The following is a 15,492-nucleotide window of genomic DNA, read 5'->3' on the forward strand; positions in this document are numbered from 1 at the left end:
CGGCTTTCCAGCCGCCCCAACCCAACACCCCCAAAATCAGCCCTCACCACCCGCCGCCTCCCCAATCACCCGCTTCAACAGTTCCACCTCCGTCGAAGCCACTCGTCTCAACTCGCGATCCTTGTCCAAGTCCACAAAGTACAGGCCAAAATCCGTGTTTGGATCGAAGGCATGACCCCACTCGCGATTCGAAGTGATCGACCAATACGTGTAGGACTTCACCGGGACCCCTTCATCGATCGCCTTCTCCACCTCCGCCAGGTGAGCGCGGACGTATTCGCTACGAGTCATCCCATCCGCCTGCGGCACACAGCCATTTTCCACCACCAAAAGCTCCAGATCCGGGAACCACCGGTGCAGCCGTTTCAGCGCATGAAACAATCCCCGCGCCCACACCGGTGCCTTGAGAAAGCGCCCATGCGCCGCATCCTCCAGCAGCCGGAAACGATGCAAGCGCCAGGTCGGCAATCCCCAGTAGTAGTCCAGACCCACAAAGTCCTGCGCACCGACCGCCTCCTTCGGACACAGCTCTTGTGGCAGCTTCCCGGCCATCCCCAGATACCACCAGTTCGCGTTCGCGATCAGACTCGTCGTCCCCCAAAATCGCCACGCCCAGTTCAACCAGCCGGACTTGGTTTCCAAAACCTGCAACCGCTCGACCACGCGCAATTCGATCAGATCCAGCTTACCCCCATCCCCGAGCAACTCCCTCGCAATCGCTCGTGCCAGTGACCTCTCCTCATTACTCGCCCCAGCCAGCAGCGCGATCCGCACTTTTCCCCGCCGCCTCACCCGACGAAAACCACGCCCGCTCGACATGTGATCCGGCAGGCTGTCGCCCTTTTTGAAAACCTCATGCAGCGACATCGGTGCCACCCGCTCGCGCTTCCCTGCCTCGACATCGTCGTCTCTCCAATCCGCAATCACCCGGTCCACCTGCTCTAACAGACGCGAGTGACCATAGGGTGCCGCCACCACGAATCCCCCACCGCTTTCATCCGTCAGTCCCTCGCGATACGGATCGCTCGTCTCGAAACGCAGCGCTTCCTGAGGAGTCACTTCACCAATCACCAGATCCACCTCACCCCGCTCGCTCACCAGCGGCTTCTTGGTCGTGAACTTGAACAAAGCTTCCGAGAGCCCACGATGACAAGCCCCCCAATCCATCAGCATTTGCAACCAGCCTGGAAATCCCGTCACCAGCGGGTTCGCCCCGACTTTCGTCTCGGGCCAGCGGGCTCTGACCACCTCGCGCGCCCGCGCATGAGCCCGAAACAAGTTCGGCACCAGCTTCCCCACCGCTTCCGCCTCCGCATCCACCGATGAGCCACGCGGCAAGCCCGGTGGCATGAAATAGCGGTTCTGCCACCACGGCTTGATATAGCCGAAAGTCAGCTGGCTCGGCTCGTTGAACGTGATCCACCAGTCCACCACATCGCCCATCGACTCCGCCACCTGCTCCGCATAACCCGCGAAGAGTTCCGGAAACTCCTCACCGATCATCCCTCCATGATCCCGCTCCAGCCATACCGGCCAGACGAAGTGGTGCAGCGTCACCATCACCTCCATCCCATGCGATCTCACGCACTCCGCCACCATCCGGTAATGCGCCAGCGCCTCCTTGTCGAATGTCCCGCAAGTCGGCTGGACTCGTGCCCATGCGATTGAAAAACGAAACACTTTCATCCCCATCGCCGCCGCATTCGCGATGTCCTCCTCATATCGGCTCCAAAAATCCGTCGCCCGCCCTCGTGGCGTCAGACCCTGCGTTCGCTCCCACCAATCCCACACATCTTCCCGCGCCGGGTCATGCGCCTCGACCTGATGATCCGCGTTCGCCGTGCCGAAAAGAAACCCTTTGGGAAAGCCCATCCGCCCTCACCCTAGCCACCACCTCACCATGTCAAAGCCAAACCCCGTAACAAGCCCTCCAGCTTCGCCGGTAAAGGCCACGGTCGCTGGCGCTTTGACGACACGCAACAAGCCGACCCCCTCACCAGAAGATCGGCCTGTTGGATAGGATCTCGGTTATTTGAAAAACTCAGACCCGACGGCGGCGGAACACACCCAACGCACCCAGTCCCAGAAGTAACACCGAAGACGGTTCAGGAACCACTGTCAGGGTGATCGACGCCAACGGACCATTGGTGGCTGGATCAAGAGCGGCGATATCAACGCCTCCCGCATTGGCAAAGCTGGCGAAGGGGTTGCTGCCATCGTCCACGAGGCTGATGTTCGCTCCTTGAGCAGCACCTTGATTCGGGCCCGACTGTCCCGCGACACCTGCCAGACCACCGCCAGCGACGAAATCAAAATCCTCAACCTCCGTTCCCGCATCATACATGCGGTTGAAAACAAGCGTCAGACTGCTCGCACTTCCATTGAGAAGACTCGTGATATCGAGTGGTCCGACAACCCCTCCCGTGGCGACAAAGAAATCGTTTGAAGGAAGAATCATCGCCGCAAAGTCGAAGAAATTCTCAGTCGCCGAGACTTCGACCACCGTCATGCTTGTTTGTCCTGCGAAGGTCGGGCCAAAGAGCTGGAGCCCTCCCCGTTCACCGATGAGGGCTGCGGTTCCTCCATCTTCCGCGAGGCTCTCGATACCAGCCGAAGCCATGGTTCCTCCCGAGATGATGCCCGTGCTACTACTACTAAAGGAGCCGTAGCTCGGTGCAAGCGCGAGATTCGATCCGGCGGTGACACTGACCTGGACCGACACCCCATGGCAGAGATTCGTGGCGGCAAATACGGTTCCGGCTGCAATGACGATTGATTTCATTTGATGTTGTTTGTGGTTTGGTTTGGGGGTTTTGGACAGACCACCCGACGGTTTCCCGCTGAGTTGCTGCCCCCCTGATACCCGGCCGGACCGAATTATTCCGTCCCCTCCAAAAAAAAATCCGGGCGCGCTGTTTATCGGCTTCCGATCACGAAAATTTCGCTACCGATTCCCCTGAAGAATACTGCTGAACACACCGGCTCAGACTTTTTGGGAAGAATTTTCATTTTTCAGGGAAGAAATCTCTGCGCCACGTCTCTACGACTGGATGCCCCGACCCTCGGATGTTCCGACAAAAGGCGCGACTACTTCCCCGGTGGCAGTCAGCAACGCCGAAGATCCTTCTTCGACCGAAGATGGATCCGTGGATGAGTGGCTCGAACTGGTCGTCCGGGACAACTACCGCGGCCTCTACACCTACGCCCTCTCCCTGACGAGAAACGCCGCCGATGCCGCCGATCTCACCCAGCAAACCACCGTCATTCTTTCCACCCGTTGGCAAGACATCCGCGACCGTTCCAAGGTCAAATCCTGGCTCTATTCCTGCCTTTATCGTGAATTCCTGCGAATGAAACGGAAGAATTCGCGAATGGTCGCCATCGACGAAACCAACGCCAACCACGAACCCTCCCTCCCCGCTCCCCAAGAGAAATCTACTGATGGCCAAAGCGCCGTCGATGCCCTTCACTCACTACCTGAACCTCATCGCTCCGTCCTCGCTCTCTATTACCTCGACGAACTCTCCTATCGCGAAATCGCCACCGTCCTCGACCTTCCCGCCGGCACCGTCATGTCGCGTCTCAGCCGCGCCAAAGACGCCATCCGCCGCCTCCTCCGTCCGACATCATGAATCCGGAATCCGACAAACACCGCCTCCTGGCTCGTGCTGCAAGTCCTTCCGGAAAGGATGATCACGATCCTGAGATCGCTGCTGCCCATGAAGCCATCGCGGCCGACCCGGAGCTTGCAGCAGAACTAACTGCCGAGCGCGGGGCCGACCTTGCCATCTCCGAAAGCCTCCGCGCCACCGAGCCACCACCAGAACTTGAAGAGCAACTCCTCTCCACCCTTCGCGAGACTCGCCGGGCCGCCGTCGCTGCGAATATTGTGGAAGCACCACCGAACGCATTTTCACGGAGGCATTGGCTCGGCATGGCTGCCGCCGCCGCACTGACGACCGGCATTGCCTACACCTGGCATCGCTCCAAACAGCTGCCTCTTTCACGCCTTGTCGCAACACTGGCGAATTATTCAATCGAAGGCGTCACCCTTTCACTCATGAGCATGGAAAAGGAAGAGGTGGTAGACTGGCTTGTCTCAAACCAAGCACCGCGCGCCAGCACCTTGCCTCCCGCACTCGATGCCCTCGGCCGAAAAGGCTGCCACATCTACGACATCGAAGGTCACCGGGTGAGCCTCGAATGCTTCCTCCTTCCCGGAATGCGGGAAATCCACCTCTTCACCACCCCGACCGCAGGCCTGTCAGGCGCTCCAAGCGATGGAAGTCAGCCGAAACTGAGCAGCATCGATTCCCTCACTTCAGCCGTCTGGTCCCAAGGTGAAAACACCATGATTCTCCTGACCTCTGAACCCGTAGAGATGACCCGCAGCCTCCTCGGGACCGCCTGATCGGGGGAAACAAGCACGTAATCGTGGATATCAACCCCACGATTACAAGCTCACTTCAACAGCGAGAAAAACCTAAGCCCACTCCGGCCGCTCGGCCTCGAAATGCACCGCCCCACCTGTGCTTGGGTGGGCGAAAGACAACTTCCACAAGTGCAGCAGAATCGGCGGCGCATCCCCATCAAAAGTCAGCGCCTCATCAAGCAGCCGGCCTTGAACGAATTCAGGATCGCCCACAACTGGAAGTCCAAGCCGTGAAAGGTGAATGCGAATTTGATCCGCGCAGCCCGTTTTCGATACCGCCTCAAGCAAGGCACTGCCATCGTCCCGACGCTCGACCACTTGGAAATCCGTCCGCGATGGCAAAACGATCGACTCTTCACCTTCCTTCGGCTTCGACTCGGAAGGAATCGGCGAGTCGCAGAAGAAGCGATCCTTCTTCGGGTGCCCGCTCACCAGCACAAGAAACACCCTCTCCACATCTCCATCAATGAACTGCCGCTTGAGAACCCGGCAAAGATGCCTCGTCCGGGCGAAGACCACCAAGCCCGTCATGCTCGTATCCAAACGATTCACGGCCCGCGGAACATGCGGCAGCTCACAAACTTGGTTCATCAGGTATTGAAGCGTATTGCGATGGAAGGGACCAAGCTCGGCCATCGGCAGTGGTGCTGGTTTCCGCACCACGATCAAAGCATCGTCTTCATAGGTCACCCGAATGTCGGTAGACACCCACGGCTCGACCTTCGGTGGAAAAATCTGAAGCACCCGCTCACCCGCTCGAACAACATGATCTTTTCCACGCACCACACCGCTGTAGGTCACGAAGCGTCCTTCATCACACCATTGCTCAAGCTCTCCCGGAGAAACCTGCGGAATCAAAGCAATCAGAGCATCTAACAGCTCCCGCTTATCGTGCCTCGCTGGAATCGTCACCGGCCGCCGGTTCTCCTGCGGCACCGAGCCCGGCAGAGGATCGCGCTCCACGTTTAGCCTCGCCTGACGTGAGGCGATCCGCTCCGCGAGCTTGGCCGCCTCATCCACGTGGCAATGCGGACAGCTCTTCCCCTGCACATAGCGTGGATCTTCCTGCTCAGCCGTATTCAGCGGAGCCTGACAGGCAAAGCAAACCGCGTGATCGCTTTCACTCAATCCAGGATCCACTCCCACCCGTTGATCGAAAACAAAGCAGTCACCCTCGTAGTGCTCCCCACCGCATTCCTCGAAGTATTTCAGAATCCCACCATCGAGCTGATAGATTTCCTTGAAGCCTTCCAACTCCATGAATGGCCCCGCCTTTTCGCAACGAATCCCCCCAGTGCAAAACATCACCACCGGCTGATTCTTCATTTCCTCCGGCAGCTTCCTCACCGCATCGGGAAATCCACGGAAGGTCTTGATGTTCGGATCGATCGCTCCCTTGAAAGTCCCGAGCTTCACCTCGTAGTCATTGCGCGTGTCGAGCAGCGTCACCGGCTTGCCCTCGTCCAGCCACTTCTTCAGCTCCTTCGCCGCAATCTTCGGCGAGGTGTAATCCGCTGGCCGCACCGCCTCGACGCCAAAGGAAATGATCTCCTTCTTGATCCGCACCAGCATTCGATTGAACGGCTGAGAGTCACTGAGGCTCACCTTCGGAGTCAGCCCCTCAAGCCCAGAAACCGAGCGAAGCTTCTCAAGAAGCTGATCGATCGATTCCGCCGCCCCCGCCACGAACAAATTGATGCCTTCACCGCTCAGCAGAATCGTCCCCTTCAGCTCCCACTCCTTGCACCAAGCAAGAAGCTCCACACGCAGGGACTCCAGACCTGAAAGCCGAGCAAAACGGTAGGCGGAAATATTGGTAACGGCAGGCACGGCAAATTGTCATCACGACAAACGACCCGGAGCAAGCGAATCGCCGCCATCCGGTCCTTCGATACCATAATGATGTCGGAGTTGCCGTTTCATTCGTCAAAAATTGAGCTTCCCCCCTACCATCCCGTTCTTGCCAAGCGTCCCGCTCTCTTCTTCACTCCCGCCCCCGGCATGGCCCTTATCGTCCAAAAATACGGCGGAACCTCCGTCGGCACCATCGATCGCATGCGCAACGTCGCCGCACGCATGAAGCGCACCCGCGACGACGGCAATCAGGTCGTCGCCGTCGTTTCCGCCATGTCCGGCATCACCGACAAGCTCATCGGTATGGCCCGCGAGTTCGGCGACACCCCCGCCGAGCGCGAACTCGACGTGCTCCTCGCCACCGGCGAACAGCAATCGATCGCCCTCGTCTCGATGGCGCTCCACGAAATCGGCGTGAAAGCCCTCTCCGTCACCGGGCGCCAGGCCGGCATCCGCACCTCCGGTAGCCACACCCGCGGTCGCATCGAAGACATCGACCCTTCCTTCATGACCAAGTCGCTCGACGAAGGCAACTCGCTCGTCGTCGCCGGCTTCCAGGGCTGCACCCTCGAAGGCATGGTTCACACCCTTGGCCGTGGTGGCTCCGACCTCACCGCCATCGCCGTCGCCGCCGCCATCAAGGCCGACGTCTGCCAGATCCTCACCGACGTCGATGGCGTCTACACCTGCGATCCGCGCGTCGTGAAAAACGCCCGCAAGCTTCCCGAAATTTCCTACGACGAAATGCTCGAACTCGCTTCTTCAGGAGCTAAGGTCATGCAATCGCGTTCCGTCGAATTCGCCAAAAAATACGGAGTCGTTTTCGAAGTCCGTTCCTCACTCAATGATAATCCGGGCACCATGGTGCTCGAAGAACATCCCGCTATGGAAAACGTCGTTATCCGCGGAGTCTCGATCGAGCGCTCCCAAGCCCGCGTCACCATCACCGACATCCCGGACAAGCCTGGCATGTCCGGCAAGATCCTCGGTGCCCTCGCCGACGCCGAGATCAATATCGACATGATCCTGTCGAATACCGCCAGCGATGGCATGGCACGCCACTCGTTCACCATGCACTCGAACGACCTCGGTCGCGCCCAAGCCGCACTCAAGCCCGTGCTCGCCGACATCAGCGAAGGGGCCAAGGTCGAAACCGAAGCCGGCATCGCCAAACTTTCCTGTGTCGGCATCGGCATGCGTTCTCACTCCGGCGTCGCCGCCACCATGTTCAAGGCCCTCGGCGAGCAAGGCATCAACATCGGCATGATCTCCACCTCGGAAATCAAGATCGCCGTCACCGTCGACGAGACCCGCATCGAAGACGCCGCCCGCGCCGTCCACGATGCCTTCCATCTCGACCAGGTTCCGAGCTGAAGAGTGGCTGCGCCGGAGCGGCGCAGAGCCTTCCGGAGCATCGCCCTTATTGGCGATGGGACAATCCGGCGACCCACCTGCGAACCCTGCAAAAAGGCACCACCTTCCAACCTGAGCGCGAACTTGCGAACAGCCCCATACTTGAAGTTGGCTGGGCCAACCATCGCCATTGTCCGCTCCGCCGCCGGTCACTATGTCGCCGGAGTACTCCGCGACGACGAACTCATCGCCGCGATCTCCGAGATCACGCTTGAGAGCGACTCCTGAATCTTTCCATGGGTCCCGACCTCACCAATAAACGCTGGATCATCGCCAAAGGCATCCTCTTCCTGATCCTCACGCTCTTTGCCGGCATCCTCCAGCTTCTCACCGACCTGCCAGTCTGGCAGGAAGCGATTCTGTTAGGTGTCTGCGTCTGGTCTGCCTGCCGATTCTACTACTTTCTCTTCCACGTCCTGCACGCCTATGTCGACCCCTCACTTCCCAGCGCTGGACTTCTTGATTTACTGAGGCTCCTTAAATCGCGAAAGTAGCTTGGCGAATTTCCAGCAATTGCTGGGGCCAAAAAACATCAATTGAGACATTTCTTACTTTTCTCCTAACGGCTTCCCGTCAACTGCCAGCCCCTCTCTAACAACTTTCTCCATCGCCACGACCTCCTCATCCGTGAGCAGATGAAACTCAGAAAGCTGCCGCTTCTTCTTTGATAGAGTTCCTCCATTCTGCCTCACAAGCATCACGAATAAATCCGCATGCCGATCCGGCATCTCCACGACTTCTCGCATTCCTCTCCGGATCTCGTCGTAACTCGCCAGATAACGTAACTCTGACGGCAACTCCGTCTCAATCGTCTCCCGAATAAAATCGATCGTGATCCGAGTGAGCTCCGTGCAATCGATGTAGCGGTAAAAGTCCACCGTGTCATTCGTCACCGTCATTCGCTGGCGATCGTCCAAGCTGTATTCCATCAACTCCATCAACGGCTTCGAGAAACTCTCCAAGGCCTGATCATACTCCCTCGGCCGATTCAAAATCACCGCCGAAACCGGCAAAATGATCCCTGCGGGACCAAAGCCATTCCGTGCGAGAACATGGTGCAAAAGAAACCGGTGAATCCTGCCGTTTCCATCGCTGAACGGATGCAGGAAATCGAAGACAAACGAAACCACCGCAGCCGCCACGAGGGTCGGTACGCATGAGTGCTCCAAATTAACCGCTTCGCCGATTCGGATCCTTCTCGACGTGATACTTCGGGCCATCAGCAAAAACGAGGCCATCAACTCATCCAGATCTTCCGGCTTCGGTGCCGCAAAATGAATCCTCTCAGAGCCCGGCCCAATTGTCTCTCCCACATACACCTGCTCATCAATTTCGCTCCGCCAACCATCATTGGCGTAGCGTTCGTCCACGATCGCCTTCTGAAGTTCCACGAGAGCCTCTTTCTTCAAGAAGCTCCGGTGCCATGCCTGCTCCAGCAGCCCGATGAATTTCTTCGCCCTCTTTTGATCCGGCGTCTCCCGTTCGATCTCGTGACTACTCTTGCTCTCCTTCGCGTAAAGGTAACGCACCGCCCGCTCAAAAATCTCCGACGGATACTCTCCCGCGATCTCTTCACAACGCTTCCGCAGATCCTTTTCACTCCACACTCCCAATCCCTTTTTGCGAACCATGGGAGAAAAGTCCGCCGTCCCCAATAGGTTCACATTGATCCTCTGGCGGCGAACCTTCTCCACTCGCCCTGTCACATAAAGATCCTCATCGAGAAGATCCACGTAGCCTCCCATTTCCAGATCCGGCACATCCAGCCTCGTCCGGGAAAATTCCTCATACAGCCACCAGATCACCCGCGCATAGCGCCCGGTCGGCTTGCCTTTTACGAAAGCAGCCACTTCCTCCGCCTCAAGTTTCGGGATCACCTTCCGCAGCAACTCCGGATGAAATCCCTCCCTCTTCAGCGCAAACTCAAGCTGAGCAAACACAGCATCTCCAGGATCACGGACGGCTGGTAAGAACTCGATCTCCCGGCCGTCTCTCTCAACCAATCGCCGCACTCCCTTTTCCAGCACACGGGTCTCCCGCCAATAAGGCAGAGTCACCACTCCGAAACGATCAGCCAACCACGCGTATCCAATTCGATTACCTTTGGGCGATTCCATGATTTTTCGATTACGATGCTTCCAAAACACTTACCAATCGCTAATTTGATCTCAAAACGATTACAAAAGACTTAAATACAGAAAAAACGATTATGCGACCAACCAAAACTATTACAAATTCCAGATTTTTTCTCAAAACGATTACAAGTCCCCATCACCCACCAACCTCCCCTCCTTGAGATGCCGCAGCCAGTCACAGCGACCAAGCAAGGAAAAGCGGACCGGAATGTCTGAACCTACCCTCCCTCACCCTCAAACAATCTCTTCAAGATCTCCGCGAAGCGATTGTAGAAGAAACCGAGAACGACCAGCGCGACTCCGAGTGCGATGAAGGCAGCGACCCGGCTGAAAGCTCCGAAGTCCCAGACATCCATCGCGAAAAGTTTGATCAGAGCAAGTCCGAGCAAGGCAAATCCCGCGTGACGCCACGCGACGAGACGCAGCCAGAGCCCGCTGCAGACGTAGCCGAATCCAAGCAGGGTCCACACAATGGAGACCACCGTCCACCCCAGCGACTGCACCACGAATAGCGTCGACCAAAGCGCACTCACGAAGACCGCCGTCCAGAGAAGCAATACCGCGAGCGGCGTGCCACTCGACTTTCTTTGACTCAATGCCGCCACCAGATAGGCCGCTACCACGCCCCATCCCATCGGCACCCCGGCCTCGCGAAGCAGTCCCCATTGAGCATCAGCAAGGAACATCATCAAGCCCGCACCCGTGCCGCAAAGCAGGATCCAGGCTTCCGGAATTCGGCGACCCTCGGAGCGTCGGGCCCAAAGCATCAGGGCAGCGCCACTCAAGGCCAGCACCTCCAGCCAATGATCCGGTGCGGCAGCCACCCAGGCCAGCCACCAACCGATCAAGGCCACGGCCCGAGTGCCAAGCATCAGGATCGAATCTGCGGCGCGATCCCGAACCGATCCCCCACGCGAACCTAACAGAGTCGCCAGAGCCGAGATGGGCACGAGGAAATGCAGAGGTGCGGACGATCTACTGACAAACAAAGAAAGCAGTAAGATCACCCACAACAGCAGGGAGATCGACGTGCGGAGTCTTGGACAATTCAACACCCGAGCCGCAATCACCGCCAGACCCGGCACCAGAACTGCCAGCCAACCCAGTCTTACTTTAATCTCAAGATCGAGGGCTCCGAATCCTGCGAACAGCGACCAAGCAGCGGTCACACCGAACAACCAAACTTGAGGCACCGCGAGCAACTTGGGCACCTTCTCCCCGTGAATCGCTTTCTCCCACAAGATCGCCATACCACCGATCACCAGCATACTCGTGAGCCACACCCACGGCTGGAAGGCATCCCAGCCCCTGAAAACAAGCCACGCCGATAGCGCTCCGAATACCAAGCCCATTCCTTGCAGCTCGGGCAACCAGACTTTGCGATCCACTTTCAGCACCAGCAAGGCGAGGCCCAGCGCCAAAAGCTCCATCGAAAGCAGCGTCCACGGCCCCTCAAGACCCATCGACCACACCACGGCCACCACCGTCGCAGCGACGAAGCCCAAGGCGGAGCCAATCCGCGCGGGCCCCTTGAGATCCAGCGAATCCTCAAGCCGATCATGCCCGAGTCTGACCAACAATCCCGCCCCGACCAGCAGGACCGCCACCGGGGCGAATACCCCGTTCGCTTCTCCGATCGAGTCGAACACTGCCAGCACCGCGAGGATCTGCGCGAAAAGTGAGAACACCAGTTCGAGCGGTCGACGAAAACGCAAGAAAGCCCCGGCAAGCATCAGTCCCTCCAAAGCCAGACCAAGCGCCAGCTGATACCCTTCCAACTTCAAAACCAAGGCAAGCGTCAGCATGGCAAGCCCTTGGCCGACATGAGTGCTCCCCGACTGCTCACGACTCCGCCCCAGCGAGCCCATGCATAGAACGACGGCCCCAAAAACCGCGGGAACCTGCCAGTAATCTTCATAGCCGAGCATCAGCCAGAGCAGCGAGAACAGGCCAAAGAAGGCACCGTTGTTGGCGGCGGCAAACCAAGCCCGACCTCGCTCTGAAAGGGATCGACTGAATCCTTTCGCAAACCCAGCAATCCCCGGAAGCGCGAACACCAACCAAGTCGCCGGCAGGAAGAAAAGGCCCATGCGAACCACTTCACCACCGGCTGCACCCGCCACCTGCCACCAGAGAAACGAGACATAGGTGCCCACCATGCTGGCAATCCCCGGACCGCCCCAGCCCGGCCGTCGCATCAGTCCGATCCCGGCGATGGCGAGGATCACGTTCGAAACCGAAGAAAGCCATCCAAGCGGTTGCAAGACGGTTGCATACGATGCCAGCAGCAAGCCCAGCACGGCCGTATATCGGGCATTCCGTTTCAAGGAAACGCCAACGATCGCCCCAGCAGCCAATAGCAGCATCAACCCGGCGACGACCGGCGACTCCACCACCCGCAGTCGGTCAACGTGATGCGCAGCAAAGACACACCAGTAGAAGAACGCCAGGCCACCTGCCAGCAGCACCTCACCGAAGCGCTTCATCCCCTCCTTCAGCGTAAAACGCCAACCCACCCCCACCAATCCAAGCGAACTCAGGAAAAGGAATGCCAACCTCACCATCGCAGGCAGCTCGCGAATCCAATTACGATAAGCATAGTTTCCAAGCAGCACCAAGCCGGTCACCAGCAGGGCCACCCCCAGGCGCACCAGCCAGACCCGCCCGAACTGAAGCTCAAAAGATCCCTTCGGCACCGATGCCACTTTCTCAGCGGCAGGCTTCATCGCCGGCACCGGCTCCTCAGCCAGCGGCCTTGCCGGTTTGGGAACCGGCGGAGGGTTCGGAACCCGCTTCAGCTCAGGAAGGCGTTCTGGTTTCTCCCCGGTCTTCACCTGCGGCTCGGCCACGCCCGTGGATCGTCGCTCCAGATCCGCAAGCGACATCCTTAAACGACCGATTTCCTCCACCTGACGGATCGCCAGTTCGTTCAGGTGATCCCGAATACGCGCGATCTCGGATTCAATGGAATTCTCCGCACTCATCCTGCCATCATAGACAGAATCCGCCCGCTTCGTTCATCGATAAACGGCAACGGAGAATCGATGCCAGTGATGTTTCATCCCGTTCTCTCCAGCCGTCAGTCCAATCTCCAAAGCCTGACCTCGACAGCAGCCAGCCTGCTTGTTCTTCTCCGCCCGCAGGCATCCCAGTGAAGAAAGTAGAAATCCATACCGATGGCGCCTGTCGTGGCAATCCTGGTCCCGGTGGCTACGGGGTCGTCATGGTCAGCGGAAAGCATCGCCTCGAACTTTCCCAGGGCTACCGCCGCACGACCAACAACCGCATGGAACTGCTCGCTGGGGTCGTCGCCTTCGAGGCGCTCAAAGCGCCGTGCCGGGTCAGGTTCGTTTCAGATTCCCGCTACGTCATCAATGCCATGAGCAAGGGTTGGCTGCGGGGGTGGAAAACCCGGGGCTGGCTGACGGCGAACAAGCAGGCCGTGAAAAACGAGGATCTCTGGAGACGACTCGATGCCGCCACCGCAAGGCATCAGGTCGACTGGGCCTGGATCCGCGGTCATGCCGGTCACCACGACAATGAACGTTGCGACGTGCTTGCTGTCACTGCTTCTCAAGGTCCCCGACTTCTCGAAGACACCGGTTTCACGGAAGCCAAAGACGACCGCCTTCTCTAACAAATCAGCAAAGTCGGACCATGTCCTTCAGAAACTGCCCCCAAAGGAAAAGCAGTCCGCGGAAGGAATATTCGAAGTGGTGTTCGCCACTTGGCCGGATGATCCCGGCATCGAGGTTGTAGCGGATCTGGCTCTTCATCTCTGCTTCGATCGACTCTTCAAGATCATCCGGATCCGGAATCATCAGACTGTCGGGATCCACCTTGACCTTCTTCAAGAACTCCCGGTGATCCGCCAGAATCTGATGGAAGCAGTTGCGCTCGCAGGGCACGTGATTCCACTTCACCAGCGGCGGACACTTCAAGGTCGGAGAAAAAGGGTAGTTCGTCGTTCTCCAAAGCCGGCCTTCCGCATCGCGCGAAGTCACCGTGATGAAGGCGAACGCGACCTCCTCCTGCTCACACAGGCAGATGGCAGCTTCAGCACGTTCCGAGGGGTTCCAGTGGAGCTTGAAATACTGCTGCATGCCGGACCACTCCCAGCCGCAATCCTCGACATGATCAAAGCCCGCCTCTTCCATGGCGAGCGCTGCTTCGGAAGCGTTGGGAAAAAACGCCGGGTCCGGTGGGGTCCGGTGACGAAGACTATTCTCCATCGGCAGGCGCATCCGGCGAATCCGGGTCAGAAGCTCCACCCACGGCAGAAGAAACCACGGAACCACTCCAAAAATCCCGCACCACCAACAATCGGTGAGGAAATAGACCAGCACGAAGCCCACCGCCAGAAAACCAAGAGCCCCCAATTTCCGCGGCATAGGTCGCCGCGACGAACGCAGACCCAGCGCGAGCACGGCAAGGCCAACGACGACTAGGGTTTCACGCATGGGATTCTCGGAAGGGTCAGGAAAGGTGATTCGGCAGACCGCAAGCAAAGGGCATCCCAGCGATCCGTCAAGGGGCAGGATTCCCAATATTTGCACCAGCACCACGGACCGGCTGACAATAGCCATCTGATCGACGAATCATCGGGCCAGCTTGACCTCATCACTGGCCCTCCAAAGCCTTCTGTGCCAGCCTATCACCAATGGCCATCGAAACCTACGAAACCTACTCGCCGGAGATCCATCCGAGCTCCTTCGTCGCCGCCAGCGCTGACGTCATCGGAAGGGTGAAACTTCACGAGGAATCAAGCATCTGGTACAACACCACCCTGCGCGGCGACATCAACGAAATCGTGATCGGGCCAAGATCAAACATCCAGGACAACGCCGTCGTCCACCTCGCGGACGACTACGGCTGCTACGTCGGAGAACTGGTCACCGTTGGCCACTCCGCCATCATCCATGCCTGCACAATCAAAGACGAAGTCCTCATTGGCATGGGTGCGATCGTACTTGATGGGGCCGTCATCGGGGAACGCTCGATCATTGGAGCCGGGGCGCTTGTCACCGGTGGCACTGAAATTCCTCCGGGATCCCTCGTACTTGGGACACCCGCCAAGGTCATTCGAACCCTGTCATTGGATGAGCAACAGGGCGTCCGGCACTGGGCCGAAAAGTATGTCCTCCAGTCCCGAAAGTATCTCGCGAGAGACGAATCCTAAACCAGGCCCTCTCCTCAAAAAACCGGACGGCCGATTCAGTCCTTTTCCTCAAGGTGCTTCTCGATGCAGGCGAGAATCGTCTCGAATCCCGAAGTCTTGCTGACGAAGGGCAGGCCGCCGGTCAGGGTCTCTCCGTCGCTTGAATTCGGATTCTCTTCCACCAAAGCCGTCAGCATCATTATTGGCACCTTCGCCAGTTCCGGATCGGCACGGACCTGTGCCACGACATCCCCGCCATCCATACCGGGCATCACCACATCGATGATGCACAAGTGGGGGCGAAACTCGCGGGCCGCCTTGAGGGCCTGCGAAGAGTCATTGATCTGACGAACCATGAAATCCCCGGACTCCTCGAGATTCTCCTTGAGCAGCGCGGTGAAGTCAGGTTCGTCATCGACAATGAGAATTCGGGTGGATCGCATTGAACAGCAATACGCCCCTTGCCAACGACCTTGCAAGCCATCGCTTCGTCACGGTCG

At 58.3% G+C, this 15,492-nt stretch carries 14 protein-coding genes; 7 read left to right on the forward strand and 7 right to left on the reverse strand.

The features are described from left to right. Positions 1–36 precede the first annotated feature (36 nt). Positions 37–1,872 (reverse strand): family 1 glycosylhydrolase, encoded by a 1,836-nt coding sequence (locus tag WBG04_RS15315; RefSeq protein ID WP_424315327.1) that lies wholly within the window; start codon positions 1,870–1,872, stop codon positions 37–39. A 169-nt stretch (positions 1,873–2,041) separates the two neighbouring features. Continuing rightward, positions 2,042–2,782, reverse strand: a complete 741-nt coding sequence (locus tag WBG04_RS15320) for a spondin domain-containing protein (RefSeq protein WP_424315328.1) — start codon at positions 2,780–2,782, stop codon at positions 2,042–2,044. Between the two features lie 268 nt (positions 2,783–3,050). Between WBG04_RS15320 and WBG04_RS15325 the strand changes: the two genes are divergently transcribed. Both WBG04_RS15325 and WBG04_RS15330 read left to right on the forward strand, forming a co-directional pair. After that, on the forward strand, positions 3,051–3,632 hold the full coding sequence (locus WBG04_RS15325) for an RNA polymerase sigma factor (RefSeq protein WP_424315329.1): 582 nt from the start codon (positions 3,051–3,053) through the stop codon (positions 3,630–3,632). Next, positions 3,629–4,411, forward strand: a complete 783-nt coding sequence (locus WBG04_RS15330; RefSeq protein ID WP_424315330.1) for a hypothetical protein — start codon at positions 3,629–3,631, stop codon at positions 4,409–4,411. Before WBG04_RS15325 ends, WBG04_RS15330 begins: the two co-directional genes overlap by 4 nt. Before the next feature lie 72 nt (positions 4,412–4,483). Here WBG04_RS15330 and WBG04_RS15335 read toward each other — a convergent pair whose 3' ends face one another. Continuing rightward, entirely contained in the window at positions 4,484–6,262 is a 1,779-nt protein-coding gene (locus WBG04_RS15335) for a sulfurtransferase (RefSeq protein WP_424315331.1), read from the reverse strand. Between the two features lie 171 nt (positions 6,263–6,433). On the opposite strand from WBG04_RS15335, the gene WBG04_RS15340 reads away from it, so the two are divergent. The 3 genes from WBG04_RS15340 to WBG04_RS15350 all read left to right on the forward strand — a co-directional run bounded on the left by WBG04_RS15340 (position 6,434) and on the right by WBG04_RS15350 (position 8,193). Further along, on the forward strand, positions 6,434–7,660 hold the full coding sequence (locus WBG04_RS15340; protein ID WP_424315332.1) for an aspartate kinase: 1,227 nt from the start codon (positions 6,434–6,436) through the stop codon (positions 7,658–7,660). A gap of 123 nt (positions 7,661–7,783) precedes the next feature. Then, entirely contained in the window at positions 7,784–7,927 is a 144-nt protein-coding gene (locus WBG04_RS15345; protein WP_424315333.1) for a hypothetical protein, read from the forward strand. An 8-nt stretch (positions 7,928–7,935) separates the two neighbouring features. Further along, entirely contained in the window at positions 7,936–8,193 is a 258-nt protein-coding gene (locus WBG04_RS15350) for a hypothetical protein (protein WP_424315334.1), read from the forward strand. A 54-nt stretch (positions 8,194–8,247) separates the two neighbouring features. On the opposite strand, the gene WBG04_RS15355 is transcribed toward WBG04_RS15350, so the two are convergent. Next, positions 8,248–9,816 (reverse strand): Fic family protein, encoded by a 1,569-nt coding sequence (locus WBG04_RS15355; RefSeq protein ID WP_424315335.1) that lies wholly within the window; start codon positions 9,814–9,816, stop codon positions 8,248–8,250. Between the two features lie 236 nt (positions 9,817–10,052). Further along, positions 10,053–12,818: a DUF2339 domain-containing protein gene (locus WBG04_RS15360; protein ID WP_424315336.1), complete on the reverse strand. Its 2,766-nt coding sequence runs from the start codon at positions 12,816–12,818 to the stop codon at positions 10,053–10,055. A gap of 167 nt (positions 12,819–12,985) precedes the next feature. On the opposite strand from WBG04_RS15360, the gene rnhA reads away from it, so the two are divergent. Beyond that, the gene (gene rnhA, locus WBG04_RS15365) at positions 12,986–13,471 is read left to right on the forward strand and encodes a ribonuclease HI (RefSeq protein ID WP_424315337.1); all 486 of its coding nucleotides are present in this window, start codon (positions 12,986–12,988) and stop codon (positions 13,469–13,471) included. A gap of 4 nt (positions 13,472–13,475) precedes the next feature. Here rnhA and WBG04_RS15370 read toward each other — a convergent pair whose 3' ends face one another. Next, positions 13,476–14,294, reverse strand: coding sequence for a hypothetical protein (locus WBG04_RS15370; protein WP_424315338.1), 819 nt, complete (start codon positions 14,292–14,294; stop codon positions 13,476–13,478). Between the two features lie 200 nt (positions 14,295–14,494). Between WBG04_RS15370 and WBG04_RS15375 the strand changes: the two genes are divergently transcribed. Further along, a complete protein-coding gene (locus WBG04_RS15375) occupies positions 14,495–15,013 on the forward strand; it encodes a gamma carbonic anhydrase family protein (protein ID WP_424315339.1) in 519 nt (172 codons plus the stop codon). A gap of 35 nt (positions 15,014–15,048) precedes the next feature. Here the strand turns inward: WBG04_RS15375 and WBG04_RS15380 are convergent, their stop codons facing one another. After that, positions 15,049–15,435, reverse strand: a complete 387-nt coding sequence (locus WBG04_RS15380; RefSeq protein ID WP_424315340.1) for a response regulator — start codon at positions 15,433–15,435, stop codon at positions 15,049–15,051. Positions 15,436–15,492 lie beyond the last annotated feature (57 nt).

The organism is Haloferula sp., from assembly GCF_049672945.1.
Classification (GTDB): domain Bacteria; phylum Verrucomicrobiota; class Verrucomicrobiia; order Verrucomicrobiales; family Akkermansiaceae; genus Haloferula.